The 21980-nt window shown below is 70.0% G+C and carries 17 protein-coding genes; 5 read left to right on the forward strand and 12 right to left on the reverse strand.

The features are described 5' to 3' along the window. The first annotated feature begins 54 nt into the window (after positions 1-54). The 3 genes from ACZ5V4_RS09125 to ACZ5V4_RS09135 all read left to right on the forward strand — a co-directional run bounded on the left by ACZ5V4_RS09125 (position 55) and on the right by ACZ5V4_RS09135 (position 3716). The gene (locus ACZ5V4_RS09125) at positions 55-1122 is read left to right on the forward strand and encodes an adenine nucleotide alpha hydrolase family protein (RefSeq protein ID WP_464314538.1); all 1068 of its coding nucleotides are present in this window, start codon (positions 55-57) and stop codon (positions 1120-1122) included. A 28-nt stretch (positions 1123-1150) separates the two neighbouring features. After that, a complete protein-coding gene (locus tag ACZ5V4_RS09130) occupies positions 1151-1891 on the forward strand; it encodes a hypothetical protein (protein ID WP_464314539.1) in 741 nt (246 codons plus the stop codon). 298 nt (positions 1892-2189) lie between these two features. Continuing rightward, the gene (locus ACZ5V4_RS09135; RefSeq protein WP_464314540.1) at positions 2190-3716 is read left to right on the forward strand and encodes a hypothetical protein; all 1527 of its coding nucleotides are present in this window, start codon (positions 2190-2192) and stop codon (positions 3714-3716) included. On the opposite strand, the gene ACZ5V4_RS09140 is transcribed toward ACZ5V4_RS09135, so the two are convergent. The 9 genes from ACZ5V4_RS09140 to ACZ5V4_RS09180 all read right to left on the reverse strand — a co-directional run bounded on the left by ACZ5V4_RS09140 (position 3713) and on the right by ACZ5V4_RS09180 (position 15254). After that, positions 3713-4627: a DMT family transporter gene (locus tag ACZ5V4_RS09140; RefSeq protein WP_464314541.1), complete on the reverse strand. Its 915-nt coding sequence runs from the start codon at positions 4625-4627 to the stop codon at positions 3713-3715. The genes ACZ5V4_RS09135 and ACZ5V4_RS09140 overlap by 4 nt on opposite strands. 50 nt (positions 4628-4677) lie before the next feature. Then, complete coding sequence (locus tag ACZ5V4_RS09145; RefSeq protein WP_464314542.1) at positions 4678-5502, reverse strand: AraC family transcriptional regulator; 825 nt, start codon at positions 5500-5502, stop codon at positions 4678-4680. A gap of 7 nt (positions 5503-5509) precedes the next feature. Further along, on the reverse strand, positions 5510-7396 hold the full coding sequence (locus ACZ5V4_RS09150; RefSeq protein ID WP_464314543.1) for a methyl-accepting chemotaxis protein: 1887 nt from the start codon (positions 7394-7396) through the stop codon (positions 5510-5512). A gap of 157 nt (positions 7397-7553) precedes the next feature. Further along, positions 7554-9536, reverse strand: a complete 1983-nt coding sequence (gene acs / locus ACZ5V4_RS09155) for an acetate--CoA ligase (protein WP_464314544.1) — start codon at positions 9534-9536, stop codon at positions 7554-7556. A 109-nt stretch (positions 9537-9645) separates the two neighbouring features. Next, complete coding sequence (locus ACZ5V4_RS09160) at positions 9646-10332, reverse strand: 3'-5' exonuclease (protein WP_464314545.1); 687 nt, start codon at positions 10330-10332, stop codon at positions 9646-9648. After that, positions 10304-11992, reverse strand: a complete 1689-nt coding sequence (locus tag ACZ5V4_RS09165; protein WP_464314546.1) for a DUF294 nucleotidyltransferase-like domain-containing protein — start codon at positions 11990-11992, stop codon at positions 10304-10306. The genes ACZ5V4_RS09160 and ACZ5V4_RS09165 overlap by 29 nt, the downstream gene beginning before the upstream one ends. Beyond that, the gene (locus tag ACZ5V4_RS09170; protein ID WP_464314547.1) at positions 11989-13416 is read right to left on the reverse strand and encodes a putative nucleotidyltransferase substrate binding domain-containing protein; all 1428 of its coding nucleotides are present in this window, start codon (positions 13414-13416) and stop codon (positions 11989-11991) included. Before ACZ5V4_RS09170 ends, ACZ5V4_RS09165 begins: the two co-directional genes overlap by 4 nt. Continuing rightward, complete coding sequence (locus tag ACZ5V4_RS09175; protein WP_464314548.1) at positions 13413-14960, reverse strand: sodium:solute symporter family transporter; 1548 nt, start codon at positions 14958-14960, stop codon at positions 13413-13415. The genes ACZ5V4_RS09170 and ACZ5V4_RS09175 overlap by 4 nt, the downstream gene beginning before the upstream one ends. A 3-nt stretch (positions 14961-14963) precedes the next feature. Continuing rightward, a complete protein-coding gene (locus tag ACZ5V4_RS09180) occupies positions 14964-15254 on the reverse strand; it encodes a DUF485 domain-containing protein (RefSeq protein WP_464314549.1) in 291 nt (96 codons plus the stop codon). Positions 15255-15764: 510 nt separating this feature from the next. Here ACZ5V4_RS09180 and ACZ5V4_RS09185 point away from each other — a divergent pair. Further along, complete coding sequence (locus ACZ5V4_RS09185) at positions 15765-18128, forward strand: sensor histidine kinase (RefSeq protein WP_464314550.1); 2364 nt, start codon at positions 15765-15767, stop codon at positions 18126-18128. Positions 18129-18252: 124 nt separating this feature from the next. After that, positions 18253-19299 carry an AbrB family transcriptional regulator gene (locus ACZ5V4_RS09190; protein ID WP_464314551.1) on the forward strand — a complete coding sequence of 349 codons (1047 nt, stop codon included), beginning with the start codon at positions 18253-18255 and terminating at the stop codon, positions 19297-19299. Positions 19300-19312: 13 nt separating this feature from the next. On the opposite strand, the gene ACZ5V4_RS09195 is transcribed toward ACZ5V4_RS09190, so the two are convergent. From ACZ5V4_RS09195 to ACZ5V4_RS09205, 3 genes are read right to left on the reverse strand one after another with little or no spacing between them, the layout of a single operon-like run. Continuing rightward, positions 19313-20128 carry a radical SAM protein gene (locus ACZ5V4_RS09195; RefSeq protein ID WP_464317823.1) on the reverse strand — a complete coding sequence of 272 codons (816 nt, stop codon included), beginning with the start codon at positions 20126-20128 and terminating at the stop codon, positions 19313-19315. A gap of 2 nt (positions 20129-20130) precedes the next feature. Then, the gene (locus ACZ5V4_RS09200; RefSeq protein ID WP_464314552.1) at positions 20131-20904 is read right to left on the reverse strand and encodes a 4Fe-4S binding protein; all 774 of its coding nucleotides are present in this window, start codon (positions 20902-20904) and stop codon (positions 20131-20133) included. Continuing rightward, the gene (locus ACZ5V4_RS09205) at positions 20897-21763 is read right to left on the reverse strand and encodes a substrate-binding domain-containing protein (protein ID WP_464314553.1); all 867 of its coding nucleotides are present in this window, start codon (positions 21761-21763) and stop codon (positions 20897-20899) included. The genes ACZ5V4_RS09200 and ACZ5V4_RS09205 overlap by 8 nt, the downstream gene beginning before the upstream one ends. Positions 21764-21980: the final 217 nt, after the last annotated feature.

Raw genomic sequence — 21980 nt, forward strand, 5'->3', positions numbered from 1 at the left:
CCCACGTAGCGGCCCCGCCGGGCCGCGCTCACCCAAGGAGCCTTCCGTACCCGCATGAAACGCTACGACGCCCTGGCCATGTTCTCGGGCGGCCTGGACTCCATCCTGGCCGCCCGCACCGTCGCGGAGCAGGGGCTCTCCGTGCTCTGCCTGCATTTCGTCAGCCCCTTTTTCGGCCACCCGGACAAGATCGAAGAGTGGTCCTCGGCCTACGGCCTGGACATCGAGCCTGTGGACGTGTCCGAGCCCTACGTGTCCATGATGCTCGCCCGCCCGGCCCACGGCGTGGGCAAGGGCCTGAACCCCTGCGTGGACTGCAAGATCCTCATGCTCGCGCACTGCAAGGGGCTCCTCGACCGTTACGGGGCCAAGTTCATCGTCACCGGAGAGGTCAAGGGCCAGCGGCCCATGTCCCAGCGCCGCGACGCCCTGGACGTGATCAGCCGCGACGCGGGCGTGCGGAACGTGCTCCTGCGCCCGCTGTGCGCCAGGACCATGAAGCCCACGCCCATGGAGGAGTCCGGGCTCGTGGACCGGGAGCGCCTGCACAACTTCGGCGGGCGCTCGCGCAAGCCGCAGATGGCCCTGGCCAGGCAGCTCGGCGTCACGAAAATCCCCCAGCCCGCCGGAGGCTGCAAGCTGACCGAGTTCGAGTCCGCCAAGCGCTACGTGCCCGTGTTCGTGCACGCGGCCCCGCCCCGGGCCGCCGACTTCGAGCTGGCCAACGTGGGCAGACAGTTCTGGGCCGGGCCGCGCTGGCTGGCCATGGGCCGCGACCAGGCGGGCAACGAGGCCCTGGCCGGGCTCGCCGAACCCGGCGACCTGCTCATGGACGTGCAGGGCTTCCCGAGCCCGCTGGCGCTCATCCGCCCGCTGCCCGGCGCAGCCTGGGACGCCCCGGCCGTGGAGGACGCGGCCGCGCTCCTGGCCTCATACTCGCCCAAGGCCGTGGCCTCGGGCGGCGTGGTGCGCGTGGAGGTGACGCAGGGCGGCGGCAAGCGGGAGGTGGCCGTAACCCCGAGGCGGCAGTCCGCGTCGGGACTGAAGGACGTGATCTGGGACGAGGTCGTCCCGGTGAAGCGGGCCATGTTCGGGGAAAACCCCGAGGACGACGGATATTGACGTTTCCGCGCGCAGAAGGAGGCCCCGCATGATCCTCGTCGCGACCCCGTGCTACAACGGCACCGTGACCACGGGCTACATGATCTCGCTCTTCAACATGGTCCGCGAGCTCAACGCCGCCGGGGTCGAGGCCGACATCATGACGCCCTCCCACGAGAGCCTGATCACGCGCGCACGCAACCACATCGTGAGCGAGTTCATGCGCCAGGAGCGCTACTCGCACCTCCTGTTCATCGATTCGGACATCGGCTTCGAGCCGGACACGGGCCTGCGCTACCTGCGCGCGGACAAGGACGTGGTCTGCGGGGTCTACCCCGTGAAGCACCTCGATTCCGGGAAGCTTCGCGCCGTGGACCCCAAGGCGGGCCCGGCCGAGGCCGAGGCCGCCGCGCTCAACTACACGGTGAAGTTCAAGCCCGGCGCGTCCCCGGACGCCGACGGGTTCGTGAGCGTGGAGTACGGCTCCACCAGGTTCATGCTCGTCAAGCGCGGGGTGTTCGAGCGCATGGCCCAGGCCTACCCGGACCTGCGCTACAACTACAGCTACGTCTCCTACTACGACCACGTCTACGACAACTACGCCTTCTTCGACACCATGATCGACCCGGAGACCCGCGACTACCTCCCCGAGGACTACGCTTTCTGCAAGCGCTGGGCTGCCATCGGCGGCGAGGTGCACGCGGACCTGAAGAGCAGGTTCAGCCACGCGGGCGGCTACGTCTACCAGGGCGACTATCCGGTGTTCATGCACCACGCCGCCAGGGGCTGACCGGGCCGGACCCGCCCCACGGCCGGGGGCCGCCCGGAACAGGCGCCCGACTGCCCAGCGCTCTATTTTAACGTATTTTTCCCTTCTTTTTCTCCTCTTTTGGCCTTCTTGTTTCTTTGTATCTCGGATGAACTGCTCTGGAATCCCTGATGATCCGCTTCAGATCCGCACATGAAATAAAAATCTATATGCGGGATCGACTGCCGATCACGCCGAACTCCTCTTGACCTGCGGGGCAGGAACATGCGCTAAGCAGGACAAATCCAGGCAAGCTGTTGAGCCATCACAGGAGACCGCCATGGCGAACGAGCAGCAGCCCGACCCACCCGCCAAGACTGACGACAAACAGCGCGAGGAGGAGGGCTTTTTCGGCTCGCCGCTCCCCAATCCCGCGCCAGTCATCATGCGCGCCCCGTCCGGCGACGTCACCTTCACCCTCGGCGAGCTCAACTTCGAGATCCGTTCCGAGAGAAGCTGCCTGGCCCTTGAGATCAAGAACAACGACGAGCGGACCCTGCGCATCAAACGCATAAGCCCTTCGCAATGCGAGCGCCTGACCCTGGTGGCCGGGCAGGACATGCGGCTGCGCGAGTTGGAGGAGAAGTCCGCGCGCATCAGGGAGTCGTTGTCGGAGGTCATCCTGAGGATGCTCGGCAAGCAGGACCTTCCGGAGCCCGGCGGGCGGGAACTGTTGGCTTACCTGGCGGAGGAGCGCAAGAGAGAGATCCGGGAGGTCCTGCGCGAAACTCTTCCCAGGCAGAGGACGTGGTGCTTCTGGGCGCACCCGGCGAGGCTCTTGTCGGGGAGGATATCCAGGGCCGTGGACCGGGTGATCAAGCGCCGGGGAGCGTTCCCGTTCATCTCCTGCTACGAGGAGGCCCTGGCGGTCTCGAAGCTGATTCCAGCCGACGCGAAGCATCCTTATTGCATGGCCGTGCTTGAAACGAACATGAGCCAGCTCAAGAGCATCGAAATCAAGATAAACGCACTCAAGGACAACATCGTCATCTCCCCGGGCAAATCAGCCCGCATCAACTACATCGTCGACATGGAGAAACGGTGGCTCAACGACGTGAAATTGCAATTCACCCTGGAGTGCATCTATTCATTCCTCGACCTCGCCCCCGACCGCGACGCATCCGCCCGGCAGGGACCGGAGGCTGACAAACGCGGCCCCGCCCCCGCCGAAGGCGCACCTCCAGGCGAAGAGGACGCCGCAAAACCCAAGGGACCAGAACCGCAGCCCCAGCCCGAGGACAAGACCGGCCAGGAAGCGGAAAATACTCCCCAGGAAAGCCCTCCGCCGCCCGAACCTGCCCGGTCAGCGGCCGAGACGCCTGCCATCCGTGACGGCGCGACCGAGCCCGGAGCAGGAACGGACGTCCGGGGAATCAACACGGGCGGGCAAGCCGGGGACGGCGACGAAGACGACAAATACTTCACCCTGACCATCTCCAGGCAGATGAGCGCATCGTCGGTCACCTTCATTGCCAACTGCATCGTCATCTTCACGGCGCTGGCCACGCAGTGCTTTTCCAGGCCTTCCCCGGAGCACATGTATTACATCGCGCCCAACGCCTCAGCCATCTGGGCACTTCTCTACTCGGCCTTGCTTGATTTCGGCACGCACGCTGTTTCCTGGGAAGGCGTGAAGACCGTCATAGTGTCCCTGGCTCTTTTCAGCATCTACGAGCGCACGCCGCTGTGGCACAAGCTGAACCTGGGCATCAACTGGCGCTCGGCCATGATCGTGGGCGTGTTCTGCGGCATCTTCACGGACAGGCTGCTCGCCTGGTTCAAGAGCATCCTGAGCTTCGGCGGCTAGCGCCGGGCCGCCAGCCATATCCCCGCCCCCACGGCCAGGCAGCCCAGCCCCTGCCCCGCCGTGGGGGCTTCGCCGAGAAGCGCCCAGGCGCAGAGCACTGCGCTCACGGGCAGAAGCCCGGTGACGGCGGCGGCGCTGCCCGCGCTGGCCCGTGCCACGCCGCGGAACCACAGCACGTATCCCCCGGCCGTCACCAGCACGCCGAGCGCGGCCACGGCCCCCCAGGCCGCCAAGTCCACGTCCGCCCAGCGCGCGTCCGCGCCCTGCGCCACGCCCAGCGGCAGCACCAGCGCGAAGCCAATCCAGGTGACGCGCCGGGCCGCGTCCATGGCCGAAAGCCCTGGCGGGAGCATTTTCAGCGCCAGCAGGAACACGGCCTCACCGGCCACCGCCGCCGCCAGGAGGGCGTCCCCCAGGCCGGGCGCCCACCCCTGCGCGTGGACACCGCGCGCCAAGAGCACCCCCGCGCACACAAGCCCCACCCCGGCCAGCACGCGGAGCGTGGGCCTCTCGCCGAAGGCCCAGACCCCGAGCACGGCCATGACCGCGGGCGTTGCGCTGGTGAACACCCCGGCGGCCGCTGCCCCGCCGCCGTGGCGCATGCCCAGCCACATCCCGGCGTTGAACACCACCACCCCGCACAGGGCCTGCACGCAAAGCACCGCCCAATGCCGCGCCGTGAGGCGCACGGCCCCCGGTCCCGGGGAGCGCGCCAGCGAAAGCGCAACCCCGGCCAGGGCCAGGCGCAGGGCGAGCACGGAAAAGAGCGGCAGGCCGCGCAGGGCCAACTCGCCGAGCGGGGCGGTCGCCCCCACCAGGAGCATGGCCAGGGCCATGTCCGCCAGAGGGGCCGACTGGGACGGGGAACCCGCCCGGGCAGGCCGGGCGCGGGAGGAAACGGAACCGTTCATGGCGGGAAGCCTCCTTGCGTCTTCGCTGGAGGCCTTGCCACGGCCATGCGTCAGGCGTCTTGAACGATCTTGCCATAGCGGGCGGGGGTGAAGCCGGTCAAACGCTTGAAGTGCCTGGTCAGGTGGCTCTGGTCCGCGAAACCGGCCCGGAGCGCGGCCTCGGCCGGGTTCGCCCCTCCGGCCAGAAGCTCGCGCGCCTGCTCCACGCGCAGGCGCACCTGGTAGGCGTGGGGAGGCAACCCCACCACGCGGCTGAACTCGCGCGTGAGCCGCCAGCCCGAGAGCCCGGCCGCGCCGGAGAGCTCGGCCAGCGGGACGGGGCGGGAAGCGTTGGCGTGGAGGAATTCCCGGGCGCGGCGCACTGCCACCGGTTCGCTGCCCGGCATGAGCGGCCTGCCGCCCTCGGCGTGCCGGGCTATCCAGGCCGCGAGCACCCCGGCGAGCCTGGCCTGACGCTCCAGAAGCGTGGTCGGCCCGTTGTCCAGGCGCGTGTGCAACTCCCTCACGGCCAGGGCCAGGGCGGGGTCGTCGATGACGCCGCCCGGGAAGGCGGGCATGCCCGGGCGCCCGTCCGAAAGCTCGGCCCAGGCCCTCTCCACCACTGTCGCGTCCAGGTAGAACATGCGGTAGCGCCAGCCCCGGGACGAGGCGGCGTGCCCGTCGTGGACCTCGCCGGGCACCACCATGTTCACGCTCCCGGCCGGGGCGACCAAGTCGCGGCCCAGGTACTTAAATCCCAGAGCCCCGTCCTCGATCACGCCCAGGGCGTAGCCCTCGTGGAAGTGGCGGTCGAAGCTCACGCGGCCCCACGAGGCGCGCAGGCACTCCACGCCGTCGAGCCCCGGGGGCCGCCAGATCCTGGCGATGGCGCCCACGGCCGCGCTACCTGCCGAGCGCCCTGGGGCCGCCGGAGGACTCGAAGCCCTCGATGACCTCGCCGAGGCTGGCCTGCTCGCGCTCCAGGCGCCTGAGCGCCTCCAGGGACTCCTGGGCGTTTCGCGCGATGTCCCCGGACACCTGGGCGATGGCGTCCACGGCCGAGGCCACCTGGCGCATGGCCTCGGACTGGGCCTGGGCCTGGCTGGCGATGGAGGACGTCTGCCCGGCGGAGCGGCCCACGATCTCGACGATGTCCGCGAAGACCCCGCCGGATTCGCGCGCGAGCCCGGTGGCCTGGGTGATGGCCTTGGCCGCCTGGTCCATGCGCTCCACGTTCTCGCGGGCGTTCTGCTGGATGGCCCCCACGGAGCGCGAGACCTCCTGGGTGGCGGTCATGGTCTTTTCCGCGAGCTTCCTCACCTCGTCGGCCACCACGGCGAAGCCGCGCCCGGCGTCGCCCGCGCGGGCCGCCTCGATGGCCGCGTTCAGGGCCAGGAGGTTGGTCTGGTCCGCGATGTCGGCGATGGTGGTCAGGATGGCCCCGATGGCCTGGCTCTGCTTGCCCAGCTCGTGCATGGAGGCCGAAAGGGCCTGGGACTGGGCGTTGACCGCCTCGATGGCCTGGGCCGAGCGCTCCACCACGGAGGCCCCGGCCTGGGCCTTGCCGCTGGCGTCGGAAGCGAGCCCCGCGACGTCCGAGGCCAGGCGCGAGACGTTGCCCAGGGTGCGGGTGACGTCGTCCACCTCGCGGGCGGTCTCCTCGGCCTGCCTGCGCTGCCTGCCCGTGCCGTCCACGGCCTCGGCCAGGAGCGCGGAGAGCTCGCCGGAGACGTTGCCGATGCCGTCCGCTGCCTGGCTCATGGCGGCCACGGCGGTCATCTCGCCCTCGCGCTTGGCCGCCTCGGCCATGCTGCGGGACTCCTCGGCGAGCTTGGTCTGCTCGCGGGCCTGTTCGGCCTGGACGGCCGCCTCGCGGGTCTTCTCCTCGGCCAGGGCGATGGAGTCGCGCAGGCGCTCCACCATGGACACCAGCGACTGCTTGAGCTTGCCGAGCTCCGCGCGGAAGGACACCGGCGGCACCTGGGCCGAGAGGTCGCCCTCGGCCACGCGCGTGGAGTACGCGGCCAGGGCGTCCACCTGCCTGCCCACGAAGGCCCGTGTCAGCCAGGCCGTGATGCAAAGGCCCACGGCGAAGACCGCGGCCAGCACGCCCGCGCCCCACAGGCGCAGGTCCGCGATCTTGGCGTCGATGTCGTCGATGTACACGCCGCTGCCCACGAGCCAGCCCCAGGGCGCGAAGACCACGCCGTAGGAGAGCTTGGGGAAGAGTTCCTTGGTCACGCCGCCGCCCGGCACGGGCTTGTTCCAGCGGTAGACGATGAACCCCTCGCCCGTGCGCTCGGACGCGGCCAGCAACGCGGCGAAAAGGTTGCGCGGCTTGCCGTCGAAGGACTCCAGCCTGCCCTCCATGCCCTGCTGGGCGGACACGGCGCAATCGAACCTGGGGTCGTTAAGCACCTTGCCGTCAAGCTCCGGCACGGTGGGGTGCATGATCATCCTGGGCACGGGCCTGCCCAGGTCGTTGACCCAGAAATAGTCGCCCTTGCCGTAGCGCACGTTGCGGATGCGGTGGATGGCCCGCTTCTGGGCCTCCTCCAGGGTCAGGTCGCCGCGCTTCACCTGCGCGTCGTACTCCTTGAGGAAGGAGTTGATGGTGCCGACCACGGCGTTCAGCGAATCCTTGTGCACCCCGAGGAGCTCGGCCTCCATCTTGGGCAGGATCACTCCGAAGAGCGATGCAGCGAACACGGCCAGGGTGATCAGGGATATGGTCAGGAACTTGACCGTGAGGCGCGCATCAGCGAGCCGGGAGAAGAAACCCGAAGACATTGGAGCCACCTCTCGCGCAGGGGATATACTCCGGACCCGCCAGCCGCCCGGCGCGGACTCCGGTTGTTACGAACACAATGCGTTTTCGGCGGGCAAAAGTAAAGGGCGGCCGCGCCGTAAACGGCGGGCCGCCCTGTATTCTCCTTGCAGGCCGGGGCTAGCCGAACAGCTTCTCCTTGCCCTCGATCAGGTCCGTGACCACGCCCGGATCGGCCAGGGTGGAGGTGTCGCCCAGCGTAGAGGTCTCGCCCTCGGCGATCTTGCGCAGGATGCGGCGCATGATCTTGCCCGAGCGGGTCTTGGGCAGGCCCTGGGCGAACTGGATGACCTCGGGGGTGGCGATGGGCCCGATCTCGGTGCGCACGTGCTTTTTCAGCGCCGCGAGCAGCTCGTCGGACGGCTCCACGCCCTCCTTCACAGTGACGTAGGCGTAGATGGCCTGGCCCTTGATGTCGTGGGGCATGCCCACCACGGCGGCCTCGGCCACGTCCGGGTGCGCCACCAGGGCGGACTCGATCTCGGCCGTGCCCATGCGGTGGCCGGAGACGTTCACCACGTCGTCCACGCGGCCCATGATCCAGACGTAGCCGTCCTTGTCCATGCGCGCGCCGTCGCCGGTCTCGTAGACCCCGGGGAAGGCGTCGAAGTACTGCTTCTTGTAGCGCTCGTGGTCGCCCCACACGCCACGGAGCATGCCGGGCCAGGCCATGGTCTGCACCAGGAAGCCGCCCTCGCCGCAGCAGACCTCCTTGCCGTCCTTGTCCACCACCTTGGGCACCACGCCCGGCAGGGGCAGCGAGGCCGAACCCGGCTTGAGCGGCGTGGCGTAGGGCAGGGGCGAGATCATGATGCCGCCGGTCTCGGTCTGCCACCAGGTGTCCACGATGGGCAGTTTCCCCTTGCCGATGTTCTCGTGGTACCACATCCAGGCCTCGGGGTTGATGGGCTCGCCCACGGAGCCCAGCACGCGCAGGGTGGAGAGGTCGTGGTTCCGGGTCCAGCGCACGCCCTCGCGCATGAGCGCGCGGATGGCCGTGGGCGCGGTGTAGAAGATGTTCACCTTGAACTTCTCCACGGTGGCCCAGAAGCGGTCGGGCCCCGGCCAGGTGGGCACGCCCTCGAACATCACGGACGTGGCCCCGAGCGCCAGGGGGCCGTAGACGATGTAGCTGTGGCCCGTGATCCAGCCGATGTCGGCCGTGCACCAGTGCACGTCCTCCTCCTGGATGTCGAAGACCAGCTGGGTGGTATGCGCGGCGTAGGTCAGGTAGCCGCCGGTGGTGTGGTAGACGCCCTTGGGCTTGCCCGTGGAGCCCGAGGTGTAGAGGATGAAGAGCACGTCCTCGGAGTCCATGGGCTCGGGCGGGCAGGGGGCCTTCACGCCCGGGGCGGCCTGGGCCTCGTGCCACCAGATGTCGCGGCCTTCCACCATGTTGATCGTGGTCCCGGCGGAGTCGTGCACGATGACCTTCTCCACCGTGGGGCACTCCTTGAGGGCCTCGTCCACGTTGCCCTTGAGCGAGATGGCCTTGCCCGCGCGGCGCACGGCGTCGCCGCAGACCAGCACCTTGGCCCCGCAGTCGTTGATGCGGTCGCGCAGCGAGTGGGCCGAGAACCCGGCGAACACGATGGAGTGCGGCGCGCCGAGCCGGGCGCAGGCCAGCATGGCCACGGCCAGCTCGGGCACCATGCCGAGATAGATGGCCACGCGGTCGCCCTTCTTCACGCCCGAGGCCTTGAGCACGTTGGCGAACTTGACCACCTCGTCGTGGAGCATCTGGTAGGTGAGGACCTTCACGTCGTCCTCGCGGTCGCCCTGCCAGATGATGGCGGCCTTGTTGCGCCTGGGGCCGTCCAGGTGGCGGTCCAGGCAGTTCTCGGCCACGTTGAGCTTGCCGCCCTCGAACCACTTGAAGGAGGCCTTGTCGAAATCGCAGTCCATCACCTTGCCGAAGGGGGAACTCCAGGTGAGGAGTTCCCGGGCGCGCTCGCCCCAGTAGCCTTCGGGGTCCTCCACGGAGCGTTGGTATACGGCGCGGTACTCCTCGAGGCTCTTGATATGGGCCTTGTCGCGGCAGGGGCCGCAGGCAGGTTCGAAAATGCGGTCTTCGTGGAGCAGGCTTTCGATGTTGTCGGTCATGCAAGGCTCCTTGGATATGGAAGATGGTATTTCACGGCCGTAGCACACGCGTCGGGAAAACCCCATGCGTTTTTTGGCAAACGGCCCATCCCCGCCGGTGAGCGGCTTTTCAGAACGCCGGGTGCGGCGCGGCCCGCGCGGGCGACGAGGGCCTGGCCAGCTTGAGCACGGTGGAGAGCGCCGGGTCCTCGCCCTCGCGGGAGGTGCGCAGGATCGAGAGAAAACGCTGGAGCACCTGGGCCGTGAGGAAGGCGTCCCCGGCAGCGTCGTGCGCGCCCCTGGGCGAGACCCCCAGGGCCCTGGCCACGCTGTAGAGCGTGGCGTCCTTTAAGGGCAGCTCCTCCAGGAGCTGCGAGCCCCGCCCGCCCCTGATGGCCAGGTAGAGCCCCAAAACGTCCAGGCTGCGGTTGTTCACGGGCTTGAGTCCCAGGCGCTTGGCCCAGGCGCGCACGAAGGCCATGTCCAGCTCCACGTGCCAGCCCGCCAGCACGGCGTTGCCGCAGAACTCCAGGAACGCGGGCAGAACCTCTTCGAGCGGAGGCTTGTCCGCCAACTCCGACGGCGTGAGCTGGTGCACGCGCACGCTGCCCGCCGAGGGTGCGCCCGCGCGCGGGCGCACCCTGGCCTCCATCACGCCGCCCAGGTCGATGCGCCCGCCGCGCATGCGCACCGCCCCGAATGACAGGATATCGTCGCGCGACGGGTCGAGCCCGCCGGTCTCCAGATCGAACACCACGAAATCCGCGCGGCCCACGGGCACGTCCGCGCTACGGTCCGTCCACGGCCACCATTTCATCGCGAGCCCTCCCCGCCGCCTTGCGGCACATCCTCTCCATGGCCCGGGCCATGGGCCCCTGCCTGAGTTCCTCTCCCACCCAGCGCCAGGCCGTGAGGTATTCGAGCGCCGCCGCGAACTCCGGCGGCAAGGGGCTCACCCGGCACAGCTCCCGGGCGCGCTCCACGCTCGATATCCTGGTCACGCCCCTGCCGAACGCCCAGGCGCGCACGGCGTTCACCGCGCCCTCGGCCGGGCTCTCTTCGCCCGGGGCCTCGGGCGGCGGGGCCAGCACGCCGAGCCCGGCCCGGTGCGCGAGCCCCGTGACGTGGGCGCGAAGCGCCTCGCCCAGCCACAGCGCGCCGTGCACGGGCCGGAAATCCAGGTGCCCCGGGTCTTGCGGCCCGTGGGCCATCCAGCCCTCCAGGCGCTCGCGCCACTGCCCGGGCGTGCCGCGCCAGTCCCCGTCGGACGCCCTGGGCGAGCCCGGGGCCCCGGCCATGTGCATGGACTCGAAGGCGTGCGCCAGGCGCTCGCCCAGGCGGGCGAACCACTCTGTTCCGTGGTCCGTTCCATGGGCCTCGCCAGGGGCGTCCTCGTGGACAACGGCGTGCCACAGCGGGCACAGCGCCGGCCCCTCGCGCCGGGCGGCCCGGCCGAGCAGCAGGAGCGCGTACCCGCACGGCGGGGGGCCGAGCTCCTCCTCGGCCAGGACGCAGGCCCTGGCCGCGAGCGCCTCGCGCAGCCCGCCGACGATGCGCCCCAGGCTCGAAGCGCCCGCGCCCTCGCGCAGAAGCCCCAGGGCCAGCGGGTCAAGCAGGGCCGCCACGCGGGCGAGCTCGCCGGTTCCAGTCGCCCCGGCGATCCTGGCGGCCAGGGCCGGGGGCGAGCCCACCTGGCGCAGCAGAAGCTCCTGCGAGGACAGAACGCCCAGGGCCCTGCCGCCCGCCATGACCACCACGTGGCGCACGTGGTGGCGGGTCATGGCCATGAGCGCCTCGAAGCAGGACGCGCCCGCGTCCTGGGAGATCACGGGCGAGGTCATGATCCTCTCGATGGGCTCGCGCGGCCCGAGCCCGGCGGCCACGGCCCGGGAGCGGAAGTCCCGGTCCGTGACGAGCCCGGCCGGGCGCCCGCCCTGGCCGAGGACCACTGCGGCGTCGAGCCCGGCCTCGGTCATGGCCCGGGCCGCGTCGCCTATGGACGTGCCGCACGGCAGGGGCTCGCCGGGCCTGGCGGCCTCTCCGGCCGTGACCGTGGCCAGGGGCCGCCTGGAGAGCCAGGCCGGTATCTCGCGCACCAGGCCCTCCAGGCCCAATTCCAGCACCCGGGGGCCGAGGCGGCCGTCCAGGAAATCCGCCAGTTCCGCCCGGCCGCGCACGGCCTCGGCCAGGGCCTCGGGGGGGATGAGCACGCAGACGCAGTCCTCCCGGGCGTTGGCCTCGCGCTCGGCCCAGCCCAGCACGGAGCACTCGCCGTAAACCTCTCCCCCGGCTTCGAGGGACCCTTTCTTCACGGCGAGCACGCTGCCCTCTGCCGCGCCGCCCTGGCCAAGCACCCTGGACCCGGCCGGGAAATAGTCCAGCGAGGCGCGCCGGGCCAGGGAGGCGAGCCTTGCCGGTTCCAGGAGCGACAGGGGCGGGGCCTGCCGGAAGAAGTCCACCACGTCTTCGATGATCATGTGAGCAGGTGCAGTTGGTACTTGTTGGACAAGATCGCCTGGAAGGCGGCCACGGCCTTGAAGCACTCCTTCAGGCGCGAGCGCTCCAGGCGCGAGATGCGCTCGGGGTAAACGTAGCTGTCCGGCTCGCGCCCGGCCGCGATGGCCTCGGCCTGGAAGCGCAGGCGGAGCTCCTGCATGAAGGCCATGGCCTGGGCGAGGTCGCCCGAAGTCTCCTCCGAGATCACCCCGGCCTCGGCCGCCGCCGCGAGCCTGGAGGCGGTGTCCGTGCGCCCGGCCCCGTACTCCAGGGCCAGCACGCGCGCGCCCTGGGTCAGAGGGAAGATGCCTCCGCGCTTGATATCCAGACCTCCCCGGCCCGGGCCCGTGCGCTCGGTGACCAGCGCCCCGAACACGGACACGGGCGGCTCGAAGCGCACGGCCTCTCTGGCCATGTAGCGAAGCGCCCGGGAGCTCTCGCGCACGGCCTCGCCGAGCGCCTGCCTGAGCCCCTCGGTCAGGGCCGGGTCGCCGAACACGTGCCGGGCGTCGGCCAGCAGCGACAGGGCCAGCACGGCTTCCGGCCCGGGCTCGCGCGCGAGCTGCGCGAGGCGGGCGCGCCAGCCCTCCAGGGTCATGCGCCAGGGGGCGTTGTCCGCCGTGACCCCGTGGGGGCACGGGGGCAGGCCCGCCCGGGCCAGCACGTCCATGAGCCTCATGGCGTAGAGCCTGGCCGCCTCGGGGTCGGCCCCTTGGCCCACGACCATGGCGTTGTCCTGGTCCGTGGCGAGAAACTGCTCGCGCCTGCCCTCGCTGCCGAGCGCGGCCAGGGCCAGGGGGCCGGGGCCGGAGCCTGTGCCGTCCTGCGCGGCGAGCTCGGCCGCGCGGGAGAAGAGCTGGTCGCGCACGGCGGCTGCCAGCGCCCCGGCGCGGGAGACGTCCGCGCCCTGGGTGAGCCAGCGCGGCAAGAGCGCGGCCAGGCCCGCGTAGGCCTCGGCCAGGTCCCGCGGGTCCTTGGCCCGGGAGATGGCCCAGGCCAGGGACACCGGGCTCTCCAGGCGCGCGGCCATGAGGTCGCGCTCGTCCAGCATGGCCGTGACCGCCCCGGCATCGTCCGTCACGGCCAGGCGGCGGATGTTCCGCCGGATCATGGCCAAAAAGGCCTCGGCCACCAGCTCTCCGCGCGCCACGGTGACCACGCCCCTGCTCATCACCGCGCCCACGGGGCCTGTAAGGTCCGCCCCGTCGGCCACGGCGGCGACGATGTCGCGCTCGGTGAGGATGCCCGCGACCCGGGCGGGCGTCCCGGCCAGGCAGGCCGTGGCGCGGGCGGCGCGCATGGCGCGCGCCGCCTCGGCCACGGGGGTCTGCTCCCCGACGAACACCGGCCCGGGCAGGCTCAGGCTGCCCACGGTGAGCCCAAGGAATCCCTCGTCCTGGTTCATTCCACGCCCACTCCCAGGTAGTTGCGGATCTTCTGCTCCTCGTAGCGCGCCTTGGCCTCGGGGTCGGGCACCAGGACCGAGCCCAGCCAACCCATAAAGAACGAGGCGGGCATGGAGATGAGCGCCGGGTTCTTCCAGGGGAAGATGGCCTGCTTGAAGCCCAGCACGTCCACCCACACGGTGGGGGAGATGACGATGAGCCCCACGGCCAGCACCGAGCCCGTGATGATGGCCGCCGTGGCCCCGAAGGTGGACATGCCCCGCCACAGGATGGACATCAGGAGCGCCGGGAAGTTGCCGCTGGCCGCGATGGCGAAGGCCAGGCCCACCATGAAGGCCACGTTCTGGCCCTTGAAGGCGATGCCCAGGGCCATGGCCACCACGCCCAGGGCCATGGTGGCGCGCTTGGCCATGCGCACTTCCTGCTCCTCGGTGGTCTTTCCGGACTTGAACACGTTCACGTAGAGGTCATGCGAGAAGGTGGCCGCGCCCGCCAGGGTGAGGCCCGCCACCACGGCCAGGATGGTGGCGAAGGCCACGGCCGCGATGAAGCCCAGGAACATGGTCCCGCCCGTGACCTCGGCCAGGAGCAGCGCGGACATGTTGCCGCCCTTGTCGAAGCGGGTGATCACGTCCTGGCCCACCAGCACCATGGCCCCGAAGCCGATGATGAAGGTGAGGATGTAGAAGTAGGAGATGAAGCCCGTGGCGTAGAGCACGCTTTTGCGCGCCTGTTCGGCGTCGGGCACGGTGTAGAAGCGCATGAGGATGTGCGGCAGCCCGGCCGTGCCGAACATGAGCGCGATGCCCAGCGACAGGGCGTCCCAGGGGTTGGCCACCAGCCCGCCCGGCTCCAGCACCTTCTGGCCGTACTTTTGCGCGGCCGCCGCGAAGAGCTCCGTGGGGTCGAACCCGAAGCGCGAGAGCACCATGCCCACCATCACGGAAGCGCCGCCCAGGAGCAGCACGGCCTTGATGATCTGCACCCAGGTGGTGGCGAGCATGCCGCCGAAGAGCACGTAGGCGATCATCACAACGCCCACGATGACCACGGCCAATTCGTAAGGCAGGCCGAACATCAGGTTCACAAGCGAGCCCGAACCCACCATCTGGGCGATCAGGTAGAAGGCCACGGTCATGAGCGAGCCGCACGATGCCGCCACGCGGATGGGCTTCTGGCGCAGGCGGTAGGCCACCACGTCCGCGAAGGTGTACTTGCCCAGGTTGCGCAGGGGCTCGGCGATGAGGAACATGATGATGGGCCAGCCCACCAGGAAGCCGATGGAGTAGATGAGCCCGTCGTAGCCCTTGAGGGCCACAAGGCCCGCGATGCCCAGAAACGACGCGGCGGACATGTAGTCGCCGGCCAGGGCCAGGCCGTTCTGGAAGCCCGTGACCGAGCGCCCGGCGGCGTAGAAGTCCGACGCGGTCTTGGATTTCTTGGCCGCGAAGTAGGTGATGACCAGGGTGAAGGCCACGAAGAGGAAGAAGAATCCGATGGCCAGGGGGTCGGGTTGTCCGATTTTTGAGATGAAGTCGTTCATGGCTTACCCCTTCATGTGTTCGATGATGTCCTTCACGGACTTGTCGTAGCTGGTGTTGGCCCAGCGCACGTAGAGCCCGGTGAGCGCGCAGGCGGAGAGGATCACGCCGAGCCCCACGGGGAGGCCCCAGGTCATGTGCTCGCCGATCTTCTGGGCCAACACGGCCTTGTTGAAGGCCAGGAGGAGGATGAAGCCGAAATAGATGACAAGCATGAGCGCGGTCATGGACAAAGAGACCGACCATCTCTTGCGAACGAGGTCCTGGAACTCGGTTTCGTCGATGCGGTGACTCATCTGGGTTCTCCTTGCGGTGCGGTTTGCGGACTGCCCGGCGCGCGACGGGTGCGCCCGCAGCTTCCTTGTAAACGGGGCGAGGAGAAAAAAAAGGGGTGTTTCGGCGAGTGGTTGGAGGTGATGCCGTGGGCGGCGAACGGTTTTTCGGCGCTTCGGCGAACGGCGGGCAGGGCCGCCGTTCACCGGCCCGGCAAGGCCGTTAGACGGGCAGTCCGGCGCGCTCGGGGGAGCGCGCCCCATGAGCGGCGCGAAAGGAGATCAGCCGATCGGGGAATCGTAGCGGCAAACCCGATTTCGTCACCCCATATGCCGCCATGTGCTCATGCAGGATCATTTTCTCCCCCTCCCCGCCGGGACGGCGCCGCCGGATTGTTCGCCTGTCCCCAGGAGGACACGAAAACAGAAAAAATCCTTGAATTTCCGCGCACACGACTATAAGAATCCCGGTTACTGACCATAAGCCGCCCTCTACGGAGCGTAACCACCTGCCTGTCCCAAGGCGGAGACGGCATGAACAATTGGCTTGTCGTAGCCCTGCTCGCCGGTTCGACGTGCTTTACGAGCATCGTCTTCATCTATTGCCTCCTCTATGTCAGGTACCGCGAACGCGCCCTGCTGGCCTGGGCGGGGGCATGGCTGGCCCACGCCGCGCGCAACGTGGCCATCGCCATCGGGATCTCCGGGGGGCCGTCCCCCCTGCTGCTGGCCGGGGAGCACTGCCTCATGGCCGTCACGGCCCTGCTTCTGCTGACCGGAGCCGCGAGCTTCAGCGGCAAGTCCCCCGGCAGGGCGGCCTACGCGGCCGTCGCCGCCATCACGGCGTGGGCCGCGCTCGCCGCAGTCCTGGACGTCCCGGAGCCGTGGCTGCACGTCCCGGCGTACGTGTTCTTCGCGGGCGCGCTCGTGGCCTGCGGCCGCGCCCTGCTGGCCGGCTGCCCGCAAGGGGGAATCGGCAGGCCGATAGCGGGATGGGCGTTCATCCTCTGGGGGCTGCACCAGCTCGACCTGCCCTTCCTGAGGCCCATGTACGGCCCCGCCTTCTGGGGGTTCCTCGCCGGGGCGACGCTCGGCCTGCTCGCGGCCATCGCGGTGATCCTGGCCTATTTCGAACGCCTGAAGGCGAAGCTGGGCGAGAGCGAAGGGCGCTTCCGCGCGCTCTTCCACGACCACGACGCCATCCTCCTGCTCATCGAGCCCGAATCCGGCGCCATCCTGGACGCCAACGCCAGCGCCCTGGAGTTCTACGGCTACGCCCGCGAGGAGCTCCTGGGGATGCCCATTTCCAGGATCAACACGCTGCCCCCGTCCGAGGTCGACGCCCTGCGCAGGCAGGCCAAGGAGAAGCGCGTCCGGTACTTCATCTTCCCCCACAGCCTGAAAAACGGCGAGATGCGCACCGTGGAAGTCTACTCCTCCCCCGTGCAGGTGGAGGGGCGCACCCTGCTCTTCTCCATCATCCACGACATCACCGACCGCAAGAAGGCCGAGAAGGCGCTCCAGGAGAACCGCGAGCGCTACCGCGCAGTGGTGGAGGCCGCGGACACGGGCATCGTGCTCCTGGACCCCCAGGGGACGATCCTCTCCCTGAACGGCTTCGCCAGGAGGATACTGGGAGGGGAAAAGGTCCGTGAGGGCGGGAAGCTCGCGCTCTCCGAGCTGTGCGTGCGCGAGGACGCCACGCCGCTTCCCGCCGGGGAGGACCCGGCGGCGCGCACCCTGGCCACGGGGGAGCCCGTGCGCGACGCGCTCATGGGCGTTCCGGCGGGGCCCGGCTTCGTGTGGATATCCGTGAACACCGCCCCTGTCCTGGCCGGGGAGGACGACAAGCCCGGCGGCGTGGCCGTGACCTTCGCGGACGTGACCCAGGCGCGCAGGGCCGCGCGGATGCTCGCGGAGTTGAACCGCACCCTGACCACGGTGCTCGAGAGCGTCCCGGCCGGGGTGAACGTGGTGCGCATCGAGGACTGCGAGATCCTGTTCATGAACAAGGCCGCCATGACCACCTTCAACCGGGACTGCACGGGCGGCAAATGCCACATGTCCTTCCGGGAGAGGCAGGCCCCCTGCGAGGACTGCACCATGCCCGGGCTCTTCATGTCGGGAGTCGAACCCGAGCAGGAGAACGTGCGCGAGGAATTCAACCCCGTGATCGGGCGCTGGCTCCTGCACCACGAGCGCGCCGTGCGCTGGATCGACGGGAGCATTGCCCGCGTGCAGACTTCGGTGGACATCACGGAGCGGCGGCGCGACGTGGAGCGCCTGGCCGCCTCGCTCAAGGAGAAGGAGGTGCTCCTGCGCGAGATCCACCACCGCGTGAAGAACAACCTCCAGGTGGTCTCGAGCCTGCTCTACCTCCAGCAGCAGGAATGCAGGGACCCGGAGGGAATCCGCGCCCTGGAGGAGAGCCGCAACCGGGTATCCTCCATGGCCCACATCCACGAGCAGCTCTACCGCACCAGCGAACTCGACAGGATCGACGCGGGCGAGTTCCTGGAACGCTTCCTGCCCAAGCTCGCGGCCTCGGTGGCGGGCAACCTCGCCATCCGCGTCGAGGTGGAGGCCGACCCGGTGCCCCTGCCCGTGGAGCGGGCCATCCCCTTCGGGCTTCTGGTCAACGAACTGGCCACCAACGCCTTCAAGCACGCCTTCCCGGGCAGGGGCACGGGCACGGTGCGCGTGGCGCTCGCCGCCGAGGGCGGCCACGCCGTGCTCACCGTGAGCGACGACGGCAAGGGCCTGCCGGAGGACTTCAGCCTGGACTCGTCCCAGACGCTCGGCATGCAGCTTGTGGGCTCGCTGGCGGCGCAGCTGCGCGGGGTGGTGGGCGCGAACTCCGGAGCCGGAGCGGAGTTCACCCTGCGCATCCCCCTGTGAGCCGGGCCCGCGCGGGCCCGGCTTGCCATGACCCGGGCGCGGATGTAGTCCGGTTCTTCCCGGCCACGGCCGGAGCGCCCTCCCGCTCCGGCATCACTTCCGGCCGGGACGGACGCGAAACACCATGACCTCCCTGCGACACGCCGGCCAGTGGACCCTGCTGGCCGCCCTTTCCGCCCCGCTGGCCTGGGCGCTGCAACACACCGGGTTTCCGGCGGCCTTCCTGCTCGGCCCCATGCTCGCGGGCGTGGCCTTCGGCCTGCGCGGGGCGGCCATCCGCGTGCCCGACGCCGGTTTCCTGGCCGCCCAGGCCCTGATCGGCTGCATGGTGGCCAGGGCCTTCACGCCCTCCATCCTCATGTCGCTGGCCCGGGACTGGGTGGTGATGCTCTGCGTGGTCACGGCCAGCCTGGCGGCCGGAGGGATCGTGGGCTGGGTGCTGACCAAGCGCGGGACCCTGCCCGGGGTCACGGCCGCGTGGGGCTCGTCGCCGGGGGGCGCGGCGGCCATGACCGCCATGGCCGGGGAGTTCGGCGCGGACGTGCGCCTGGTGGCCTTCATGCAGTATCTGCGGGTGTTCGTGGTGGTGCTCACGGCCTCGGCGGTCTCGAGGCTGCTCATGGGCGTGGAGGGCCAGGCTCCGGCCCAGCCCTTCGACCTCGGCCTCTCCGAGCCCCTCGTCCCGCTCGCGCAGACCTTGGCCCTGGCCCTGGCCGGGTCCTTGGCCGGGCGCAAGCTGCGCGTCCCGGCAGGGGCCATGCTCGGGCCGCTGGTGGCCGGGGCCGCGCTCAACTCGGCCGGGATCATGCACATCACCCTGCCCCAGTGGCTGATGATCGCGGCCTACGCGCTCCTGGGCTGGCACATCGGCCTGCGCTTCACGCCGGGCGTGATCCGCCACGCCCTGCGGGCCATCCCCGCGCTTCTTCTGGCCACGTTCCTGCTCATCGGGCTGTGCGGGCTCTCGGCCTGGATGCTCACGGCGCTCGCGCGCGTGGACGCGCTCACGGCCTACCTGGCCACGAGCCCGGGCGGGCTCGACTCCGTGGCCATCATCGCCGTGGGCAGCGGCTCGGACATCCCCTTCGTGCTGGCCCTCCAGACCATGAGGCTCTTCGCCGTGGTGCTCGCGGGGCCGTACATCGCCCGGCTGATCTGCCGCCTGGCGTGAGGCCGGGAAGCGCCTAGGCGCAGGCCCCCAGAAGCCCCGAGGCGTCCGCGCGGCAGCGCATGCAGTGCGCCATCTGGGGCAGATGCCGCCCGGCCTTGAGCCTGAGCCCGGCCAGAAGCTCCCGCGACGGCGCGCCATGCCTGCCCAGGGGCGTGCCCGCCACGGGCAGGAGCCCGATCAGGTTCATGCGATCCGCCCCGAGCCGGGCCACGGCCCTGGCCACGGCCGTCACCTCCCCCTCGTTCACCCCGGGCACGAGGACCATGTTCACCTTGACCGCGAAGCCACGGCGCTTGAACGCGGCCACGGCCTCCATCTGGCGCGAGGCCAGGAGCCCGGCCCCCTCCTCGCCGGACAGCGCCCGGCCGCCCCAGTGCACGCGCGTGTAGATGCGCGCGCCGACGGAAGGCGACACCGCGTTCACGGTCACGGTGGCGAAGCGCACCCCGGCGTCCCAGAGGTCGCCCTCGAGCCCCGGCAGGCCCAGGCCGTTGGTGGAGACGCACCCGGCGATGGCGGGAAAGCGGGACTTGAGGAGCGCGAAGGTGGTCAGCGTGGCCTCCGGGTCGGCCATGGGGTCGCCCGGCCCGGCGACACCGGCCACGCCGATGCGCGGATCGGCATGCAGGGCGCGGGCCGCGTGCTCCACTGCCTCCAGGGGGGTCATGAGCCGCGTGGTCACGCCCGGGCGCGATTCGTTGGCGCAGTCGTAGCGCCTGTCGCAGTAGCCGCAGGAGATGTTGCACGGCCCGGCCACGGGCAGGTGGAGCCTGCCGTGGGTGGCGCGGGCCGCGTCGTGGAAGCAGGGATGGAACGCCCCGGCGGCCACGCTCAAGACTTCCTGCCGAAGCCGATGGCCCCCTCGGGGCAGGAGCCCAGGCAGTCGGCGCAGTTGGTGCAGCCGCGCTCGCCCGGGCGGGTGCCCATCTCGCACACGCGCAGGCACTTGTCGCAACCGTTGCAGGCGCTCGTCTTGTACATCCCGAGCACCGAGAAGCGCCGCAGCGCGTCCAGCGCGGAGCCGGTGGGGCAGGCGAAGCGGCACCAGAAGCCGGCCACCACGAGGCCCAGGGCCACGAGTCCCAGCACCGTGAACGTCCTGACCAGCCAGAAGAGTTCCGCGTGCTCGAAGGTCAGGGCCACGGAACCGAAAAACTCGCCCACGCGGATGGGCACGTTGGTGCGCGGCTGGCCCATGTAAAGCCACACGTACAAACACCCGGCCAGGGCCAGCCAGCCGCCCCAGGAGGCCCACGCCGCGAGCCTGGTGCGCACGCGCGCCTTGAACGGAGCCAGCTTGCCGAGCATCTGGTTCATGAGCCCGCCCGGGCAGGCCCAGCCGCAGAAGGCCCGGCCCAGAAGCAGGGCGCTCGCGGGCAGGAGCAGCCAGAAGCCCCAGAACATGGTCAGGATGCGCCCGTGGCAGGTGATCACCGGGCAGTTCTGGCAGCTCACGTAGGGCACGATGAACGGGCAGCGGAAGATTCCGTAGAACGACCACTGGCCGAGAAGCCCGAGCATGGCCAGCTGGGTCAGCCTGCGCCAGACGGTGACTCGCAGCCCGGGCACGGCCTTGGGCGCGCTGGCGGCAACGCTCTCAGACATCCTTCACCCCCAGTTTTTCCACCAGTTGCCTGCCCTTGTCCGAGAAGGCCGGGACGAACCCGGCGCGCTCGAAGAACGCCTGGCCCTCGGGCGAGGTCATGAAGGAGACGTACTCCCGGGCCAGTTCCACGTCCTTGGCGTGCTTCATCACGCCGATGGTGAAGGTCAGCGGCGGTGGCGGGAACAGGGCCTCGGGCAGGGCCACCACCTCCACCTTGCCCGCGAACTGCGGGATGCGCGTGACGCGGAGCTCCACGATGGACACGTCGCCCTTGCCGGAGATCACGTCGTCCATGGTGCGCTGCACGCAGGAGCCCAGGGTGACGCAGTTCTTCATCACCGCCTCCTGCACCCCGGCCTTCTTTAAAAGCGCCAGCGCGGCCGCGCCCCCGGGCGGGGAGGCCTCCGGCGCGAGCACCACCTTCACCCCGGGCCGGGCCATGTCCTCCACCTTGGCGATGCCCGCCGGGTTGCCCTTGGGCGTGACCATCACGTAGCTGGTGAAGCAAAGCGGCTCGAAGAAGGCCATCTTGCCGGACTGGCGCAGCTTCTTGGCCAGGTCGAGCACGCGCCCGGCAAAGACCTCGGTGGTGGCGCTGCCCAGGAGCGACTTGCCGAGCGCCGCCGCGAAGGCCCCGGTGTAGCTTATGCGCGCGCCCGTGCGGCTCTTGAAGAGCTCGTTGGCCGGGTTCATGGCCTCGGCCAGCCCCCCGCAGGACCACACCTGCAAAAGCTTGCCCCCGTGCGCCTGGGCGCGCGCGTCCGTGAGCGGCGCGCCCAGCGTGGCCAGGGCCGCGGCCGAACCGGCCATGGTCTTCAAAAATCCCCTGCGGCAAAAACCGCCGTCCCCGTTTTCCATGCCTCCTCCCGCCTGTGCTGGTTGACGCCAGACCGGACCCCGCGCGGGCCCGCCCGATACACCCGCGACACTCCTAAATCGTGATTTTAGATAAGTACAATCGAGATAACGGATAGCGCGAACACCCAGCCATCGCCCCCCGAGCGCGGGCCCGGGCGCAACCGCAGCCCGCCCTTGCCCGAGCGGCCGTTTCCCGCTACCAGGGAGGGAATACGGG

It is taken from the genome of Fundidesulfovibrio sp. YSD1 (assembly GCF_055397115.1).

Bases quoted from the DNA above. Each gene is read 5' to 3' on its own strand.
- ACZ5V4_RS09140 (WP_464314541.1), bottom strand. From the start codon at position 4,627: ATGAACGGTTCCGTTTCCTCCCGCGCCCGGCCTGCCCGGGCGGGTTCC.
- ACZ5V4_RS09205 (WP_464314553.1), bottom strand. From the start codon at position 21,763: ATGGAAAACGGGGACGGCGGTTTTTGCCGCAGGGGATTTTTGAAGACC.
- ACZ5V4_RS09185 (WP_464314550.1), top strand. From the start codon at position 15,765: ATGAACAATTGGCTTGTCGTAGCCCTGCTCGCCGGTTCGACGTGCTTT.
- ACZ5V4_RS09170 (WP_464314547.1), bottom strand. From the start codon at position 13,416: ATGAACCAGGACGAGGGATTCCTTGGGCTCACCGTGGGCAGCCTGAGC.
- ACZ5V4_RS09175 (WP_464314548.1), bottom strand. From the start codon at position 14,960: ATGAACGACTTCATCTCAAAAATCGGACAACCCGACCCCCTGGCCATC.
- ACZ5V4_RS09125 (WP_464314538.1), top strand. From the start codon at position 55: ATGAAACGCTACGACGCCCTGGCCATGTTCTCGGGCGGCCTGGACTCC.
- ACZ5V4_RS09130 (WP_464314539.1), top strand. From the start codon at position 1,151: ATGATCCTCGTCGCGACCCCGTGCTACAACGGCACCGTGACCACGGGC.
- ACZ5V4_RS09200 (WP_464314552.1), bottom strand. From the start codon at position 20,904: ATGTCTGAGAGCGTTGCCGCCAGCGCGCCCAAGGCCGTGCCCGGGCTG.
- ACZ5V4_RS09165 (WP_464314546.1), bottom strand. From the start codon at position 11,992: ATGATCATCGAAGACGTGGTGGACTTCTTCCGGCAGGCCCCGCCCCTG.
- ACZ5V4_RS09190 (WP_464314551.1), top strand. From the start codon at position 18,253: ATGACCTCCCTGCGACACGCCGGCCAGTGGACCCTGCTGGCCGCCCTT.
- ACZ5V4_RS09180 (WP_464314549.1), bottom strand. From the start codon at position 15,254: ATGAGTCACCGCATCGACGAAACCGAGTTCCAGGACCTCGTTCGCAAG.
- acs (WP_464314544.1), bottom strand. From the start codon at position 9,536: ATGACCGACAACATCGAAAGCCTGCTCCACGAAGACCGCATTTTCGAA.
- ACZ5V4_RS09135 (WP_464314540.1), top strand. From the start codon at position 2,190: ATGGCGAACGAGCAGCAGCCCGACCCACCCGCCAAGACTGACGACAAA.
- ACZ5V4_RS09150 (WP_464314543.1), bottom strand. From the start codon at position 7,396: ATGTCTTCGGGTTTCTTCTCCCGGCTCGCTGATGCGCGCCTCACGGTC.
- ACZ5V4_RS09160 (WP_464314545.1), bottom strand. From the start codon at position 10,332: ATGAAATGGTGGCCGTGGACGGACCGTAGCGCGGACGTGCCCGTGGGC.